Origin of the sequence: Kineosporia corallincola (assembly GCF_018499875.1) — a bacterium.
Taxonomy (GTDB): Bacteria; Actinomycetota; Actinomycetes; order Actinomycetales; family Kineosporiaceae; genus Kineosporia; species Kineosporia corallincola.
This window is the reverse complement of record NZ_JAHBAY010000005.1, coordinates 176835-192696: the sequence shown is the minus strand read 5'-3', so window position 1 is coordinate 192696 and position 15862 is coordinate 176835. Positions and strand designations below refer to the sequence as shown.

13 protein-coding genes are annotated in these 15862 nt (G+C 71.0%); 9 read left to right on the top strand and 4 right to left on the bottom strand.

The window, feature by feature from the left end; all coding sequences use genetic code 11:
• Positions 1 to 379 precede the first annotated feature (379 nt).
• Positions 380 to 1747: an LLM class flavin-dependent oxidoreductase gene (locus KIH74_RS13745; protein ID WP_214156293.1), complete on the top strand. Its 1368-nt coding sequence runs from the start codon at positions 380 to 382 to the stop codon at positions 1745 to 1747.
• Positions 1748 to 1844: 97 nt separating this feature from the next.
• Here the strand turns inward: KIH74_RS13745 and KIH74_RS13740 are convergent, their stop codons facing one another.
• From KIH74_RS13740 to KIH74_RS13730, 3 genes are read right to left on the bottom strand one after another with little or no spacing between them, the layout of a single operon-like run.
• Positions 1845 to 2705: a sulfurtransferase gene (locus tag KIH74_RS13740; RefSeq protein ID WP_214156292.1), complete on the bottom strand. Its 861-nt coding sequence runs from the start codon at positions 2703 to 2705 to the stop codon at positions 1845 to 1847.
• Between the two features lie 14 nt (positions 2706 to 2719).
• Positions 2720 to 3733 carry an LLM class flavin-dependent oxidoreductase gene (locus KIH74_RS13735; protein WP_214156291.1) on the bottom strand — a complete coding sequence of 338 codons (1014 nt, stop codon included), beginning with the start codon at positions 3731 to 3733 and terminating at the stop codon, positions 2720 to 2722.
• Complete coding sequence (locus KIH74_RS13730) at positions 3730 to 4440, bottom strand: GntR family transcriptional regulator (RefSeq protein ID WP_214156290.1); 711 nt, start codon at positions 4438 to 4440, stop codon at positions 3730 to 3732. Before KIH74_RS13730 ends, KIH74_RS13735 begins: the two co-directional genes overlap by 4 nt.
• Before the next feature lie 217 nt (positions 4441 to 4657).
• Between KIH74_RS13730 and KIH74_RS13725 the strand changes: the two genes are divergently transcribed.
• The 7 genes from KIH74_RS13725 to KIH74_RS13695 all read left to right on the top strand — a co-directional run bounded on the left by KIH74_RS13725 (position 4658) and on the right by KIH74_RS13695 (position 13038).
• On the top strand, positions 4658 to 5437 hold the full coding sequence (locus tag KIH74_RS13725; RefSeq protein ID WP_214156289.1) for a uridine kinase family protein: 780 nt from the start codon (positions 4658 to 4660) through the stop codon (positions 5435 to 5437).
• Positions 5437 to 6489 (top strand): ABC transporter substrate-binding protein, encoded by a 1053-nt coding sequence (locus KIH74_RS13720; RefSeq protein WP_214156288.1) that lies wholly within the window; start codon positions 5437 to 5439, stop codon positions 6487 to 6489. The genes KIH74_RS13725 and KIH74_RS13720 overlap by 1 nt, the downstream gene beginning before the upstream one ends.
• 8 nt (positions 6490 to 6497) lie before the next feature.
• Positions 6498 to 7418, top strand: a complete 921-nt coding sequence (locus KIH74_RS13715) for an ABC transporter substrate-binding protein (protein WP_214156287.1) — start codon at positions 6498 to 6500, stop codon at positions 7416 to 7418.
• A gap of 86 nt (positions 7419 to 7504) precedes the next feature.
• Entirely contained in the window at positions 7505 to 8248 is a 744-nt protein-coding gene (locus KIH74_RS13710; RefSeq protein ID WP_214156286.1) for an ABC transporter permease, read from the top strand.
• Positions 8245 to 9024, top strand: a complete 780-nt coding sequence (locus KIH74_RS13705) for an ABC transporter ATP-binding protein (RefSeq protein ID WP_214156285.1) — start codon at positions 8245 to 8247, stop codon at positions 9022 to 9024. Before KIH74_RS13710 ends, KIH74_RS13705 begins: the two co-directional genes overlap by 4 nt.
• Positions 9025 to 9112: 88 nt before the next feature.
• Positions 9113 to 9484: an effector-associated constant component EACC1 gene (locus tag KIH74_RS13700; protein WP_214156284.1), complete on the top strand. Its 372-nt coding sequence runs from the start codon at positions 9113 to 9115 to the stop codon at positions 9482 to 9484.
• Positions 9484 to 13038, top strand: a complete 3555-nt coding sequence (locus KIH74_RS13695) for an AAA domain-containing protein (protein ID WP_214156283.1) — start codon at positions 9484 to 9486, stop codon at positions 13036 to 13038. The genes KIH74_RS13700 and KIH74_RS13695 overlap by 1 nt, the downstream gene beginning before the upstream one ends.
• Positions 13039 to 13225: 187 nt before the next feature.
• Here KIH74_RS13695 and KIH74_RS13690 read toward each other — a convergent pair whose 3' ends face one another.
• Positions 13226 to 14290, bottom strand: a complete 1065-nt coding sequence (locus KIH74_RS13690) for an LLM class flavin-dependent oxidoreductase (protein WP_214156282.1) — start codon at positions 14288 to 14290, stop codon at positions 13226 to 13228.
• A 344-nt stretch (positions 14291 to 14634) separates the two neighbouring features.
• Here KIH74_RS13690 and KIH74_RS13685 point away from each other — a divergent pair, with 344 nt between their 5' ends.
• A complete protein-coding gene (locus tag KIH74_RS13685; RefSeq protein ID WP_281417866.1) occupies positions 14635 to 15861 on the top strand; it encodes an LLM class flavin-dependent oxidoreductase in 1227 nt (408 codons plus the stop codon).
• The last annotated feature ends 1 nt before the right edge of the window (position 15862 follow it).

The window sequence follows — 15862 nt, the reverse complement described above, 5'->3', positions numbered from 1 at the left end:
CGGGTGCGACGGTGAAACTCCGATTACGGAAGAACGCGGAGGCGTAACAAAACGGTGAGCCCGACGGCCTCTTCGCGCGAGGGCGGAAGTGACGGTGCGCTGTGGTTACGCGAAATCAGTTCCGACAGAGCGAACTAGCGACCCAGGCATAGTCCACCTCGCGGCGACTGGTGAGCAGGGTGCTGGACACCCGAGTGAGGTTAACAGAAGATTTCCGGCGCCCAGGTCACGCCTTGGTGACGGTCCGTCGGCCTCGTGCATGTGCTCGCCTCCCCTCCGTGAGCTTTCTCTATCAATCTAGTATAAAATACCTGTGAATGTGCGGGAACGAGACGAGCGACACCATCGTCGCCGACGGCGGCCGAAATAGGGTGCTGACATGAGCATTCCGCGCATGCGCCTGAACGGCCTGCGGCAGAACACGGTTGGGCACACGGCGATGGGCCTGTGGCGTCACCCGGACTCCCGCGCCCACGAGTACCGCACCCTCCGGCACTGGGTCGAGACCGCCCAGATCCTCGAACGTGGCGGTTTCGACGCCCTGTTCATCGCCGACGCCCTGGGCCCGCTGGAGGTGTACCAGGGCCGGGTCGACGCCGCGCTGCGCGACGGCATCCAGACACCGACCGACGACCCGCTGCTGGTGATCCCGGCGATGGCCGCCGCCACCGACCGGCTGGGCTTCGCCGTCACCGTGTCCACCACCTACGAGCAGCCCTATGCGCTGGCCCGCAAGATGACCACGCTCGACCACCTGACCGACGGCCGGATCGGCTGGAACGTGGTCACCTCGGCACTCGACTCCGCGGCCCGCAACCTCGGGCTGGACCGGCAGATCCCGCACGACGAGCGCTATCTCATCGCCGACGAGTTCATGGACGTCGTCTACAAGCTCTGGGAGGGCAGCTGGGAGGACGGCGCGGTGGTGCGCGACGTGAGCACCGGCGTGTTCGCCGACCCGGCCAGGGTGCATCCGGTCGAGCACCGCGGCAGGTACTTCAGCGTGCCCGGCATCGCCCTGTCCGAGCCCTCCGCGCAGCGCACGCCGGTCATCTTCCAGGCCGGGAGCTCGCCGTCCGGAAGCGCTTTCGCGGGCAAGCACGCCGAGGGCGTGTTCGTCAGCACCTACAAGGCGCAGATGGCGCGCGATCTGTCGCGGCGTTTCCGGGCGCAGGCCGCGGCGGCCGGGCGCGACCCGCGGGAGCTGAAGATCTTCGCGATCGCCACCGTGGTCACCGGGGCCACCGACGAGGCCGCCCAGGAGCGGCTGGCCGGCCTCCAACGGTACACCTCGCTGGAGGGCAGCCTGGCCCGCTGGAGCGCGCTGCTGCACATCGACCTGTCCGGCCTCGACCCGGACACCCCGCTGGAGCACGCCGAGACCGAGGGGATCCGGGGCCTGGTGGACGTTTTCACCACCATGGACCCGGACCGGGTGTGGACGCCGCGGGCGCTGGCCGAGTTCGTCGGCGTCGGTGGCGGCGGCCCGCTGTTCGTCGGCTCACCCGGCTCGGTGGCCGACCAGATGGAGGAGTGGATGGAGGCCGCCGAGATCGACGGCTTCAACCTGGCCGACCCGATCCCGCCGGCCGGGCACCGCGAGTTCGTCGACCTGGTGGTGCCGGAACTGCGCCGCCGGGGCCGGGTCTGGGACGAGTACGAGGGCGACACCCTGCGCGAGTACTTCCGGGGCAAGGGCCTGGCCCGGGTGGCCGACAGCCACCCGGCCGCCGCCTACCGGCGGTAGGCCGGCCGGGGCGCCCCGCGCACGGGGCGCCCCGCGCACGGGGCGCCCCGCGCACGGGGCGCCCCGCGCACGGGGCGCCCCGCGCACGGGGCGCCCCTCACCCGGTCTGCATCGGCAGGTCGGGCCGGGCCGACCACTCGGCCAGCGACCCGTCGTACAGGCGCACGTCGTCCCGGCCGTTCAGGTACCAGCCGAAAACGTCCACGGTGGCCGAGATCCCGCCGCCGCAGTAGGCGACCACCGGCCGCTCCCCGTGCGGGGCCAGCGCGGCCGCCCGGGTGCCGGGATCGCGCCACACCATCGTCTGCGGGTCGACCAGCTCGGTCCAGGGCAGGTTCACGCTGTTCGGGATGCGGCCCGGACGGCTGTAGGAGGTGACGCCCTCGCCCCGGAACACCTGCGGCGCCAGGGCGTTCACCAGAAGCCCACCGCTCTGCGACAATTCGTTCACCTCGTCGAGCCCGGCCAGCAACTCGGCGCGCGGGCGCGGCGTCAGTGTCGCCGCGGGCAGCGTCACCTCACCGTCGTGCACCGGCAGCCCCGCCGCGATCCAGCCTGGCAGACCGCCGTCCAGCACGCTCACCTCGTCGTGCCCCAGATAGTGCAGCAGCCACCACAGCCGGGTGGCCCACATCGGCGAGTTGCGCGCGTAGATCACCACGTGCGTCCCGTCGCCCAGCCCGGCGGCCCCGAGGGCGTCCGCGAGCACCTGCGGTTGCGGGAGCGTGAACGGGCGGGGCGCCCCCGGAACCGAGAGGGCACCGCCGATGTCGGCGTGCCCGGCGCCGGGCAGGTGCTGTTCCGTGTATCCCGGCCGCCCCGAGCGCACCGTGTAGGGCCCGCCGCCCGGTGGCCGGTCCAGGTAACCGGTGGCGTCGACCACCCGCAGCCGGGGGTGCTCGAGGACGGCGAAAACCTCGGCCGGCGTGGCCAGCGGCGGAAGCAGCGGGTCAGTCATCACTGTCGGGCCTTTCAGGACTGAACGAGGGAGCGATCAGGGGTCGGGAGCAGGTTCAGGCGGGGCAGCAGCAGCTCGGTCAGCGCGCGGGCCTGCGCGGGCACGTCGAGGCTCAGCGGCTCGATCGCCAGGTGCGTGGCCCCGGCCTCGGCCAGCCGCCCGGCCAGGTCGGCGGCCTGCTCCGGGGAACCGATGGCGGCGATGCCGTCCAGGTCGTCGAGGGTGACGCCGCGCGGTGCGGTCTGGAACCAGCGCTGCGTGGCGTCGGCGCGCACCGCGGCCTGGTCGAGGCCGACGTTGGTGTTCAGGAAGACGCAGATCTCCAGCCGCCCGGAGGCTTCCGGACGCAGCTTCGCCCGCAGCTCGTACAGCCGCTCCACCCGCTCACGCAGCAGCTGCGGGGTGACGTTGAAGGTCAGCCAGCCGTCGCCGAGCCGGGCCACCCGGCCCAGCAGCCGGTCCACCGTGGCCGGCCCGGCCGTGGGGGAGGGGTTCGCGGTGATCCAGATCGGCAACGGGCGCTGCACGAAACCCGGCCCCAGATCCAGGTTCTCCACCTGGGTGAAGGGGCCGCTGTACGACGTGGCCCCGGAGCTGACCGCGTGCAGCAGCTCGACGGCCTCCTCGAACCGGGCCACCTTCTCCCGGTAGTCCATGCCGAACGTGCGCAGCTCGTTCTCCACGGCCGTGCCGGTGCCGTTGCCCGGGCAGGCGGCCAGCAGCATCCGCCCCCGCGAGAGGGCGTCCAGGTCGGCCCACTGCCGGGCCACCGTGACCGGGTGCCGGAACCCCAGCGACGCCATGCAGCCCACCCCCAGCCGGATCCGCCGGGTGCGGGCGGCGAGCGCGGCCAGCAGCACACCGGAGTCGAGGAACGGCAGTGCCATCAGCGAGTCCGGCACCCACAGGGTGCTCCAGCCCGGCTGGGCGTCGGCGAACTCGCCCAGCCGGATGACGCTCTCGTGGTCGTAGCCGGTGGGCCGGTGCCGGACCGGCAGGACCAGGCCGGCGGTGTGCGCGGTGCTCAAGCTGTTTCACTTCCGAAGCGGTGCAGGCGCACCTCGCGGGCGCGGGTCAGGTGGGCGGTCATGGCGGCGCGGGCCTCGTCGGGACGGCGCTCGCGGATGGCGGTGAGGATGGCCTCGTGCTCGGCGCGGGTCTGCTCCAGGTCCTGCGGGGTCTCCCGGGTGCCGCGGTCGTAGATGCGCAGCTGGGCGGTGAGCCGGTGCAGCAGCGTCTCGATCGTGCGGTTGTGCGAGGCCCTCCAGACGGTGGCGTGCCAGGCCGAGTGGGTGCCGCGCTCGGCCTCTCCTTCCTGCCCGCCGGCCAGGACGGCGGCGTGCAGGTGCGCCAGCCGGGCCAGGTCGAGTTCACCACGGCGCTCGGCCGCGCTCGCCGCGGCCTGGCCCTCCAGCACGATGCGGGCCTCGTACACCTCCAGCACGTCCTCCGCGGTGCCGGAACGCACCCGGTGCCCGCGCCCGGTCTTCTCCACCAGGCCCTCGTGCTCCAGCCGGGCCAGCGCCTCGCGCACCGGTGTGCGCGAGACCCGGTAGCGCTCGGCCATCGGCACCTCCTGGAGCAGGGCCGCGGGGTCGAACGCGCCGCCGAGGATGTCGGAGCGGATCGTGTCGTACAGCGACGCGGGGGAGGGGCTCTCCTCGGGGCCGGGCGCGGCGGCGTCGTTGGTTCTGCCCGGCGCTGTGGCGACGGCCCGGCCGGTGCGTGGCGACATGTAGCTCTCCCGAGGGTACGACCTGTGGTTCGACGCGAGCATACCTGTGTATGCACGTGGGTACAGAGGTGTTGACATTCTGGATCGGATTAATCCAGTATTCACCGCAGCGGCCGGCCCCGAGGCGGGTCGCCGCAGGTCAGAGCTGATACCCGGACGGGGACACCGGGCGTCGGCCCACGTCAGCCAGCAGCATCCGCACCGTCAGGAGAGTCCCGTGCGCACCGACACCGGCCACCATCCCGGCCCGGCCACCGGCCCGGCTCCCGGCCTGGCCGATGTGACGGGCGACGTGACGGCAGAGGCAACGGCCGACGTCAGGGCCACTGCCGGGGGCGACGTGACGGCCGCTGCGGCGGCCGACCTGACGGGTGCCCCGCCCGTGGCTCCCGTCAGCCCTCTGGTCACGGTGCTCGCCGAGCTCGCCCGTACCCGCCCGCCCTCGGCGGGCGGCACCCGGCTGGTGGCGGTCGACGGGCGCTCCGGCTCCGGCAAGACCACCCTGGGCCGCGAGCTGGCCGCCGAACTCGGCGCGCCGCTGCTGGAGCTCGACGACCTCTACGAGGGCTGGGACGGCCTGCCCGGCGTGGGCGCGCTGCTGCGCGAGTGGATCGCCAAACCCCTGGCCGCGGGCCGCCCGGCCCGCTGGCGGCCCTACCTGTGGGCCACCGCGACCCGGGGGGACTGGCAGGAGCTCACGTCGTCCACCATCGTGGTTCTGGAGGGCTGCGGTGCCGGAAGTGCCCTGCTGGACGAGTATCTCGCCCTGCTGGTCTGGGTCGAGGCGGCCGACGCCGTGCGGCTGGAACGCCTGCGCGCCCGCGCCGACTGGCCCGGCTACCAGCACCACCTCAGCGCCTGGGCCGCCGACGAGCAAGCCCTGCTGGCGGCCGACGACATCCCCGCCCGCGCCGACGTCGTGGTGCACAACGATCTCCACCCACCCCGCCTCAACGTTCTGAAAACCCCGCCCCCGAGCCGTAAACGGACTTCGTGATGAACAGATCTGCACAGCTCACCCGTCGTGGCCTGCTGACCGCCGCGCTCTCCGTCACCGCGCTCGCGGCCTCGGCCTGCGCCGGCTCGTCGTCCTCGTCGGGTGGTTCCCCGGACGGCGACCTGACCGAGATCAGCGTGGCGCTGAGCTGGACGGCGAACACCGACTACACCGGCGTCTTCGTGGCCGACCAGCTCGGCTACTACGAGAAGCAGGGCATCAAGCTCAAGGTGATCCCCTACTCCTCCACCTCGCCGGAGACCTTGATCGCCCACGACAAGGCGGATTTCGGCTTCTCCTACCAGGCCGGCGTGGCCTATGCCCGGGCCGCCGGGCAGGACGTGCTGTCGGTGTACGCGCCCAACCGCAAGGGCACCTACGGCATCGCCTACAGCGCCGAGCGCACCGACATCACCAGCCCGAAAGACCTGGACGGCAAGATCTACGCCGGTTTCGGCTCCCCGGACGAGGGCCCGCTGCTGAAGTACGTCATCCAGCACGACGGCGGAAAGGGCGACTTCCGTACGGTCACCCTGGACACCTCGGCCTACCAGGCCGTGTACAGCGGCCAGGCCGACTTCACCATCCCGGTGCTGACCTGGGAGGGCGTGGAGGCCGAGCGGCAGGGCAAGGCGCTGAAGTCGTTCGCCCCCACCGACTACGGCTTCCCCGACCAGTACTCGGTGCTGCTGGCCAGCAGCCAGAAGTACCTGGACGCCAACTCCGACCTGGCGAAGAAGTTCCTGGCCGCCACCGCCGACGGATACGCCTACGCCGCCAGCGATCCGGAGAAGGCGGCGGACCTGCTGGTGAAGGCCAACTCCACGCAGCTCACCGACGCCGAGCTGGTGCGGGCCAGCCAGAAGCTGCTGGCCGACGACGGCTACCTGAACACCGAGAAGGGTTCGGTGGGCGCCCAGGACGAGAAGTTCTGGGACGACTACGGCTCGTTCCTCTACGACAACGGGCTCCTGACCGACGCCGACGGCAAAAAGCTGACGGCGGAACCGGACTGGACCACGTACTACACCAACGACTACCTGCCGAACTGAGGACGACGATGAGCTCGAGACTGCGCGTCGTACTGGAATACCTCCACCCGTGGACGAACTCGGCGGGCTTCTTCGTGGCCAGCCGGCAGGGCTGGTTCACCGAGGCCGGGCTGGACGTCGAGCTGGCCGTGGCCGACCCCTCGCGGGGCGACTCGCTGGCCTATCTGTCCCGGTTCGAGGCCGATTTCGCGGTGTTCCCGACCAACCGGCTGCTGGTGCGCCGGGCCGCGCACCAGCCGCTGAAGGCGGTCGCGGCGATCAACCACCGCGGCATGGAGACCATCCTCACCACCACCGGCACCGGCATCACCCGGCCCCGTGACCTGGAGGGCCGGCGCCTGGCGCTGAACCCGACACCGCGCGGCCTGGCCATGGTGCGGCACCTGATCGCCGCCGACGGAGGGGATTTCGACAAGGTCACCGTGGTCGACAGCGGCCTGCGAGAACTGCTGGCGGACGACGTGGCGGCCGGTGAGGCCGACGCCACCTTCGGCAACTACTGGGCGTGGGACGCGCTGCTGGGTGCCCTGCCCCAGCAGGAACGGGTGATCTGGCCGGTCGACACGATCGGCGCGCCGCCCTACCACAGCTACCTGCTCGGCACCCAGGAGTCCACCCTGGAGCGCAACCCGGTGCTGGTGCGCACGCTGCTGGGCATCGTCGAGCGCGGCTACCTCGCCGCCCGCGACGAACCGGCGCTTGCCCTGGACGCTTTCGAGCGGTACGTGCCGTACTTCTCCCGGGAGATCCTGAGGACGTCGCTGGACCTGCTCACCCCGACCTGGTTCCACGACGGTCGCTGGGGCCAGGTGCGGGCCGACCTCATGCAGCCGTACACGCAGTGGCTGGCCTCGTACGGGATCCTGCCGGACGCGGACGCGTGGCAGCACTCGTTCACGAACGACTACCTGCCGGTGCCGGTGGCATGAGCGCGGGGGGCGAGACCTCGACGGACGAAACCGGCTCCGGCGGAAACGGTCCCGGGTGGTTGCGCCCGGGCACGGTGCTCCCGCCCGTGCTTCTCGTCGTCCTCCTGTTCGGGATCTGGCAGCTGTACGCCGCGACCGCCGGACCCGGACCGGACGTGCTGCCCACCCCCTTGAGGGTGGTGCAGCAGGGCTGGGGCGACCGGGAGAACCTGCTGGCCAACACCTGGCCCACGCTGCGGGCCACGCTGATCGGGCTGGCCCTGTCGGTGGCGGTCGGGTTCGGTTTCGCCGTGCTGGTGGACCTTTCCGGCCTGGCCCGGCGCGCCGTGCTGCCGGTGCTGGTGGTCAGCCAGACGCTGCCGCTGGTGGCGCTGGCCCCGCTGGTGATCGTCTGGTTCGGTTTCGGCCAGTTCCCCAAGATCCTGCTCATCGTGTTCGTCAACTTCTTCTCCACCACCCTGAGTTTCGTGGAGGGGTTCCGCTCGGCCGATCCCGACAGCGTGGCGCTGCTGCGCTCGATGGGCGCCGGGCGGTGGCGGGTGTTCCGCACCGTGCGGCTGCCCTCGGCCCTGCCGTACTTCATGGCCGGGCTGCGGATCGCGATCACCTACTCGGTGGTGTCGGCGATCTTCGCCGAGTACGCCGGGGCTGAGGCCGGCCTGGGCGTGTACATGCAGTTCGCGAAGAACTCGTTCCGCACCGACCTGGTGCTGGCCGCGGTGTTCGTCACCGCGTCGCTGACCCTGACGCTGTTCGCGCTCAGCTACCTGATCGAGCGGATCGCCCTGCCCTGGGCCTTCCTCGTGCGCGCCGGGGAGGCGTCCCGATGACTGTGCCGACCACTCCGGCGGCCACTCCGCCGGCCACCGAGAACGCGCTCAGCATCAGCGGACTCGACGTCACCCTGGGCGGCCTGCCGGTGGTGCGCGGCCTCGATCTGCACGCCCGGCCCGGCGAGTTCGTGTCGATTCTCGGCCCCAGCGGCAGCGGCAAGAGCACCACCTTCGGGGTGCTCACCGGCGACGTCCACCCGGATGCCGGTGACGTGCGGATCGAGGGTGACGGCCTGGGCCGGGGCTCGCGGGTGGCCTACATGCCCCAGCGCGACGCCCTGCTGCCCTGGCGCACGGTGCTGAACAACGTCACGCTGGGTCTGGAGGTGCGTGGCGTCCGGCGTCGGGCGGCCCGGCAGAAGGTCCAGCCACTGCTGGAGCCCTTCGGCCTGTCCGGCTTCGAGAACCGTTATCCGGCGCAGCTTTCTGGAGGTATGCGGCAGCGCGCCGCGCTGCTGCGCACGGTGGCGCAGGAGCAGCCGGTCTTGTTGCTCGACGAGCCGTTCGGGGCCCTGGACGCCCTCACCCGCTCGCAGATGCAGCGCTGGCTGGAGCAGATGTGGGAGCAGTACCGCTGGACGGTGCTGCTGATCACCCACGACGTGCGGGAGGCGCTGTACCTGTCCGACCGGGTCTACGTGTTCAGCCCCCGCCCGGCCCGGGTGGCGGCCGAGGTGGTGGTGGACTTCCCGCGCCCGCGCACCCCGGAGCTGTTCTCCGACCCGCGGTTCGCTGCGCTGGAGGCGGAACTGCTGAAACAGCTGATCGGCTGAGGAGATTTAGCCAGCACAATTATGACCACCAGTAGCGAAACTGGTACTTTCCGATACCTGTCCCAGGGGTCTAAGGAAAGGCATCCGGATGTCCAGCGCTGTCGTCGAGGTCACGTTCACCCAGCTTCCGGAGGACGACGACTTCGTCCTCGACCAGCTGACCGAGGAACTGGCCGAAGACCTTCAGGATACCGGTGACGTCCGTCGCGTGGAGGCGGCGTCGTCGGGTCCCGAGAGCAAGGGCATCGGGGAGCTGCTGCTGGCCACGCTGGTCGTGGCCGCCGATCCCGCCTACGTGCAGGCTCTTGTCGAGCTGGTCACGGGATTCCTGGGGCGTAACCGTGGCCGCACCGCCCACCTGCGCGTGGGTGACGTCGACGTCACCCTCGACGGGCTCAGCCCGGAGCAGACGTCCGAGATCATCGACATCGTTCGTGGCGCCGTGGAGCGGTCGCGCTGATGGGGCGGCACGCGTTGCTTCTCGGTACCTCGGTCCACCGGGAGGACCGTACGCTCACGCCTCTACCCGGCGTCCGGCGCGATGTCGAGGAGCTGAAGGCCGTTCTCGATGCCGACGGGGACTTCGACACCGCCGAATCTCATCTCGACCTGACGGCCGGTGAGATGCGGCACGTCGTGGAGGAGTTCTACGGCGCCCGGGGCCCCGGGGACCTCGCGCTGTTCTACTTCTCGGGCCACGGGCTGAGGCATGTCGACCGGCAGTCCGTGTTTCTCGCGGCGACTGATACCCGGGCGGGCAATTTTCACGCCACCGCGTTCGACGTCGACGGCATCCTCCGGCACATGCTGAACATCACCAAGGCCAGCCAGAAGATCGTGCTGCTTGATTGCTGTTTCTCGGGATCGTTCACCGCGCGGCACCGTTTCACCGGTGCCGTGCGCCAGGAACCACGTCGTGGCAGGTACGAGCGCGGCACCTACATGCTCCAGTCGAGCCCGTACGACAAGGAGTCCAAGGCGCAGGGGTCCGACAAGCCGTCCCTGTTCACCGAGGCCGTGCTCAACGGTCTGCGGGGCGAGGCACAGGCGACCTCCGAGGACGGCTGGATCACGACCAGCGACCTGTCCCGGTACGTGATGGCCGAGATGTCGCGCCGGCAGCAGGCTCCCGTCGAGTCGAGTGAAGGCGTGACCGAGCCTATCCGCCTGGTGGCGTCGTCGCAGACGCCCCGGCAGCGGAGGACCGTGGCCGAACACCGTGCGCCGGACGACACGCCCTTCGATGCCGACCAATGGCGGCGTCTGCTCAGCTATTACGTCGCCTGTCTGCGCAGAAGCGCCGTGCTGGAGTTCTTCGTTGACGCCGGCCGGTACGAGACGTACGCGGCAGCCCCGTCAGGACCGGAGACCGTGCTCTCGTCGGTGGAACCGGTACCGCTCTGGGACTCGGCACGAGCCCTCGTACAGTCCGCTCCGGACAAGGAACAGCAGCTCCAGTACGGCTATCCGGTGGTCGCGCTGCAACGGCGAGGCCAGCGGCAGGTGTGGCTGGCGCCGCTCCTGGTGTGCGATCTGACCGTCGGCGACGACGGGCTGCTCCATCCCCAGCCGCCCCGGCCCAGCCCGGCGCTGATCGACCACTACGACCTGTCTGCCGTGGAGGCGGACGAGTTGCAGCGGACCGTGGGCGAGACGTTCGTCCCCGGGGATCTGGACTCGCTCGGGCAGACCGCCAGTCGTGTCGCCTCGACCTTCGACCTGCGACCCGTGACCGCGCTGGATCCGGCGAACCTGACGGGAACGGTCCGGCGCGGGCCGTTCAACCGGGTGCAGAACGCGGGATTTCTCTTCTCGGCCGGATCCGGCAGCTCACCGGTGGCCCGGCTGACCCAGGACCTCGAGGGGATCGCCAAGCAGCCGGGGCAGATCGCGGGCACGGCGCTCGCGGCGCTGACCGGCGACTTGGACAACTCGCCGGACATCAATGTCGTCGCGGTGTCACCAGAGAAGGTGAGCGAAACCCAGGAAGAGATCATCCGAGCCGCGATGTCCTCGCGACTCACCGTCGCGCAGGGACCGCCGGGAACAGGCAAGAGCCAGCTCGTCGGTGCACTGCTGGCCACGGCGACCGCCATGGGCCAGAGCGTGCTGATCGGCTCGACGAACAACCAGGCGGTCGATCAGGTGGTCGATCGGATATCCGGAACAGTCGGTCCTGGGCTGCTGCTGCGGAGCGGCAACAAGAAAGAACAGGCCAAAGAACCCGAGCTCTTGGCCGAGATCCTCGAAAGAGTCCCCAAAAACGGATCTTCGGTTCCTGACGAGCGCACGCCTCGTGAGGAACTCCGGCTGCTCGCCCAGACCACCGAGCGTATCCGCAAGGACCTCGACACCTGGCGCCTGCTGGAACGGGATCTGGCCGCGCTGGCGGTCGAGCGGGATCGGGTCAGTGGCCTGTCGCTTCCGGACGGCGATGCCGAACTGAAGAAACTTGTCGTGAGAACCGGCCGGGCGCTGGACAGCCGGTGGACCGGATGGTGGCATCGGTGGCAGCTGCGCAGACAAGGTGTCGGTGATCGTGAGGCCATTGCCGAGCTGCGCGACGGGGCGTTCACCGAGTTGTGCTGGCGTGACACCCGCATGTCCCTGGAGATGCTGCCCTCGAGCGTGGAGGCGATGTGGGGGGAGTTGCGCTGGGAGCCGCTCGTCGAGCACAGCCGTCAGTTGCTGAAGGCCCAGATCGTCCAGCGGGTCACCGCCCACCAGGAGTTGCTGCGCAAGCGCGCGGACGAGATGTCGGGCGACCGTCCGCGCAGCTGGAGTCAGCAGCCGGCGATGCTGGCAGCCGTTCCGGGCTGGGCGGTGACCACACAGTCTGCGCGCGTGCTTCCTCTGAAACCGGCGATGTTCGATCTGGTGATCATCGACGAGGCCGCCCAGTGCACCATCCCGGCGATCCTCCCCATGCTCTTCCGGGCCCGGCGGGTTCTCGTCATCGGGGACCCCAGACAGCTGACACCGGTGGTGCAGTTGTCGCCGGAGGACGACCGGGACCAGCGGGCTCGCGCGGGCCTGGGCGAAGGCTGGATGGCGCAACGCCGTCTTCTGTACGAAAAGGATTCCGCCTACGATGCGTTCGCCCTCGCGGCGGGGCAGTCGCATCTTCTGGACCAGCATTACCGGTGCCACCCGAACATCATCGGTGTACCCAACCAGGTGGTCTATCAGGGGCGGCTCACTGTGCTGACCTCCCCGGAGAGTCTGAAGGCGCCGGCCGACGAGGCATTCCGGTGGGTGGACGTCACCGGCCACTTCACCCGCGGTGTCACCGGATCGGGCCAGAACGACACCGAGGCCCGGGCCGTGGTCGCCGAGGTCGAGCAACTGTGCCGGACGTATCCGGCGGCGTCGATCGGCGTCGTGACCCCGCTGTCGGCCCACCAGAAGCTCCTGGTCCGCGAGCTGCGGGCCGCCGGTCTGGACGGTCGGGTGAAATGCGCGACGGTGCACAAGTTTCAAGGCAGTGAGTGTGATGTCATGGTGATCTCGGCGGTGGGCGCCTCGGGTATCACCGAACGCACCCGCGGCTGGCTCGTCGGGCAGACCAACCTGTGGAACGTAGCCATCACCCGGGCCAAGTCCCAGCTGATCGTCGTGGGCGATCGATCGTGGTGGTCCGGGCAGAACGGCCTGCTGAGCAAGCTGGCACAACCACCGGCGACGTCTGCGCCGGTTCAGCTCGACGGTGAGCGCTCCGTGGACCGGCTCATCGGGGGACTGCGCGCGTCAGGGTTCACCGTGCGGTGGGACCCGCATTTCGCGGGACATCCCGTCGATCTGCTGGTCTCGGGTCCCGGCAAGGGGGTCGCGGTCCTGGTGGACGATCCAGGCGGGGACCCGGACGGGCGGGCCCTGCGTCGTGTTCTGGCCAGGCTGGACGTCGTCGACAGTGCCTCTGGGGACGAGGTGGCGGTACTGCGGGTGCCCCTCTGGAAGTGCCTGGCCGAACCTGACCACGTCGTCGAGGAGATTCGTCACCTGGCGGCCGGCTGAAACTGCTCAGCCCACTGGTGGGACCAGGGCGTCGGTGTCGAGGTGAGAGGTGGCCGGGGCCAGACGACCGGCCACCCTCCTTCGGTCCTGGTTTCCCGAGGGCGGATTCGTCTTCTCGCAAGAACGGCTGGAGTGGCTCGCGCCCAGTCCCCGGAACAGATCCTGACCCATTGCCCCGACGGGGGATTCAGGCGTCTTCGGTTCCGGGTTCTCTCAGCAGCGGCAGGAGCTGCTCGCCCAGCCGCCGGATCTCCCGCTGGTACGGGGTGTCGGACAGGATGAACCGGGTGATGCCCAGGCCGCGATAGCGCAGCAGGGCCTGGGCCACGTCGGTGGGCGAGCCGACCAGCCAGGTGCTGCCCGCGCCACCGCCGCCGACCGTGCCCGGCGTGGTGTAGAGGCAGGTGTCGAGCACCTCGCCGCGCTCGGCCAGGTCGTACAGGCGGCGCTGGCCCACGGCGTGCTCGCGGTTGCCCTGCCACCAGGCCTCGGGCTGCTCGCCGCGCATGCGGGCCACCCGGGCCTCGGCCTCCGCCCAGGCCTCCTGCGTGGTGTCGCGCACCAGGGTGGTGATGCGCAGGCCGAACTCCAGTGGTGCGTGCACCCGGTCGGCGCTGAGTTCGCGCAGTCGGGCGATCCTTTCGGCCAGGGCCTCCAGCGGCTCGCCCCAGAACAGCTGCACGTCGGCCTCCGCCGCGGCGACCCGCTCGGCGGCCGGCGAGGCCCCGCCGAAGTACAGCGGAGGCGGCGAAGCGTAAGGACGATGGGCGAGGGTGGCATCGGTGACCCGATAGAACCGCCCCTCGAACGTCACCTCGGGCTCGGTCCACAGCCGTCGTACCAAATGCATGAACTCCTGGGTGCGCGCGTAGCGCTGCGGGGAGTCGGTCACGTCGTCGCCGTAGGCGGCGGGCTGGTCCAGCCCGCTGACGATGTTCACCAGCGCCCGGCCCTGGCTGAGCTGGTCGAGAGTGGCTGCGGCCGCGGCGAACTGGGCCGGGTGCCAGTAGCCGGGCCGCACCGCGACCAGGGGCCGGAAGGTGGTGGTGCGCGCGGCCAGGGCGGTGGCCACGGTGAAGGTGTCGGGCCGGCCCCAGCTGGTGCCGATCAGGGCCCCCGACCACCCGTGCCGCTCCGCCGCCCGGGCCAGCCCGGTGGAGTAGTCCAGAGAGCCCCAGCCCTCGGTGGTGTCGTCGCCGCGGTGCCCGGGTTCGACCGTGTTCGGGATGTACCAGAGAAAATCCAGCGACATCGGGTCAGCCTACATTGTCTACAGAAATGATTGACAATGTAGGTCACCGCCCGGACACTGGATGTCATGAAACGAGGTCCACTGCTCACGAGCGTGCGCTGGCTAGACCTGTCACGGGTCTCCAGCGCCCGGTGTTGACCTCGCCGTTGTCTGAAAGCTTAGGCCGGGCAGGGTGTCACGGGCGCCGATTCTTCGGCGGAGTGCCCCGGAACGCGCTCCCGTCACCCCTTCCCGGCGTTTTCCTCACTTCCCGATCCTGGTTCTTCGCGTGGCCCGCCCCTGGGCGGGCCGGCCTGATCAGAAGGAACCGACGTGCGTAGTCGTACCCGCCCGGAGACCCGGGCATGAACCGCCGGATCCACCTCACCCTGACCCTCCCGCCCCGGGCCGCGCCGCGAGCCACGGGTGCGACCGCCGCCGTGAACCGACCGAGCCGGGTGGCCGGGCCCGGTCGGGTGGCCGAGCCGAGCCGTATCAGCGAGCCGAGCGGCGTGGCCGAGCCGGCGCGTGAAGCCGCACCGGGTGGTGAAGCCGCATCGAGTGGTAGGGCCGCACCCGGCCGTGAAGCCGCACCGGGTGGTGAAGCCGCATCGAGTGGTAGGGCCGCACCCGGCCGTGAAGCCGCACCCGGTCGTCCGGCCGACATCGACCGGTTGCTCGCCGCCGTCCGCCTCGCCGAGGCGGCCGGCCTCGACGCGGTCACCCTCACCGACGACGGTCCCGACCCGGCCGGCCTGCTGGCCCGGCTCGCCGCCGTCACCGAGCGGATCGGCCTGATCGGCACCCTGCCCGCCGCTCACGGCGACCCGCTGGAGCTCGCCCGCCGCCTGGCCGACCTGGACTTCCTCAGCGGCGGCCGGGTGGGCTGGCACGTCGGTTCGGACAACCCTACCGGCGCAGCCCGTTTCGGTGCCCTCGAAGAGCCCGGCCGGCCCGAGCGGGCCCGCCGCCGCACCGAGGCGGTGGGCGCCGTGCTGGCCCGCTGGAACCGCCGCAACGACCTTCTCTCGGCCCAGGGACGCCCGGTGCTGGTCTGGCCGGGCGGCGCGGAGGTCGCGGGGGTGGCCGACGTGGTGATCCACGCACGATCCACCGCCCACGACAACCGCGACCCCGAGCACGGCAGGGGCGAGCGGGCCGGCATCGCGCGCTCCCGCGCCTTCCGCACCGCGGTCCGGGCCACCGCCCACGCCGCGGGCCGCGACCCGGACGCGGTGCTGGTGCTGCCCGCCGTCACCACCCTGCTGAGCAGCACCGAGCACGAGGCCCGCGAGGTCACGCCGTTGCCGGCCCGCCGCGACGGTCACCGGGCCGTGGCCGGCACCCCCGGCCGGGTCGCCGACGAGCTGGAGCGCTGGGTGCGCGCGGGGGCCGCGGACGGCTTCGACGTCGTCCCCGGAGGCGACGGCCCGGACGCGCTGGAGGCGTTCACCGAGCACCTGGTGCCCGAGCTGCGCCGTCGCGGCCTGTTCCGCGACGGCTACGAGAACCGCACCCTGCGAGGTCATCTCGGCCTGCCGGTGGCGCCCGCCGGACGCCGCCGCGCGGCGTCCCTGACCGGGAGCCGGTGAG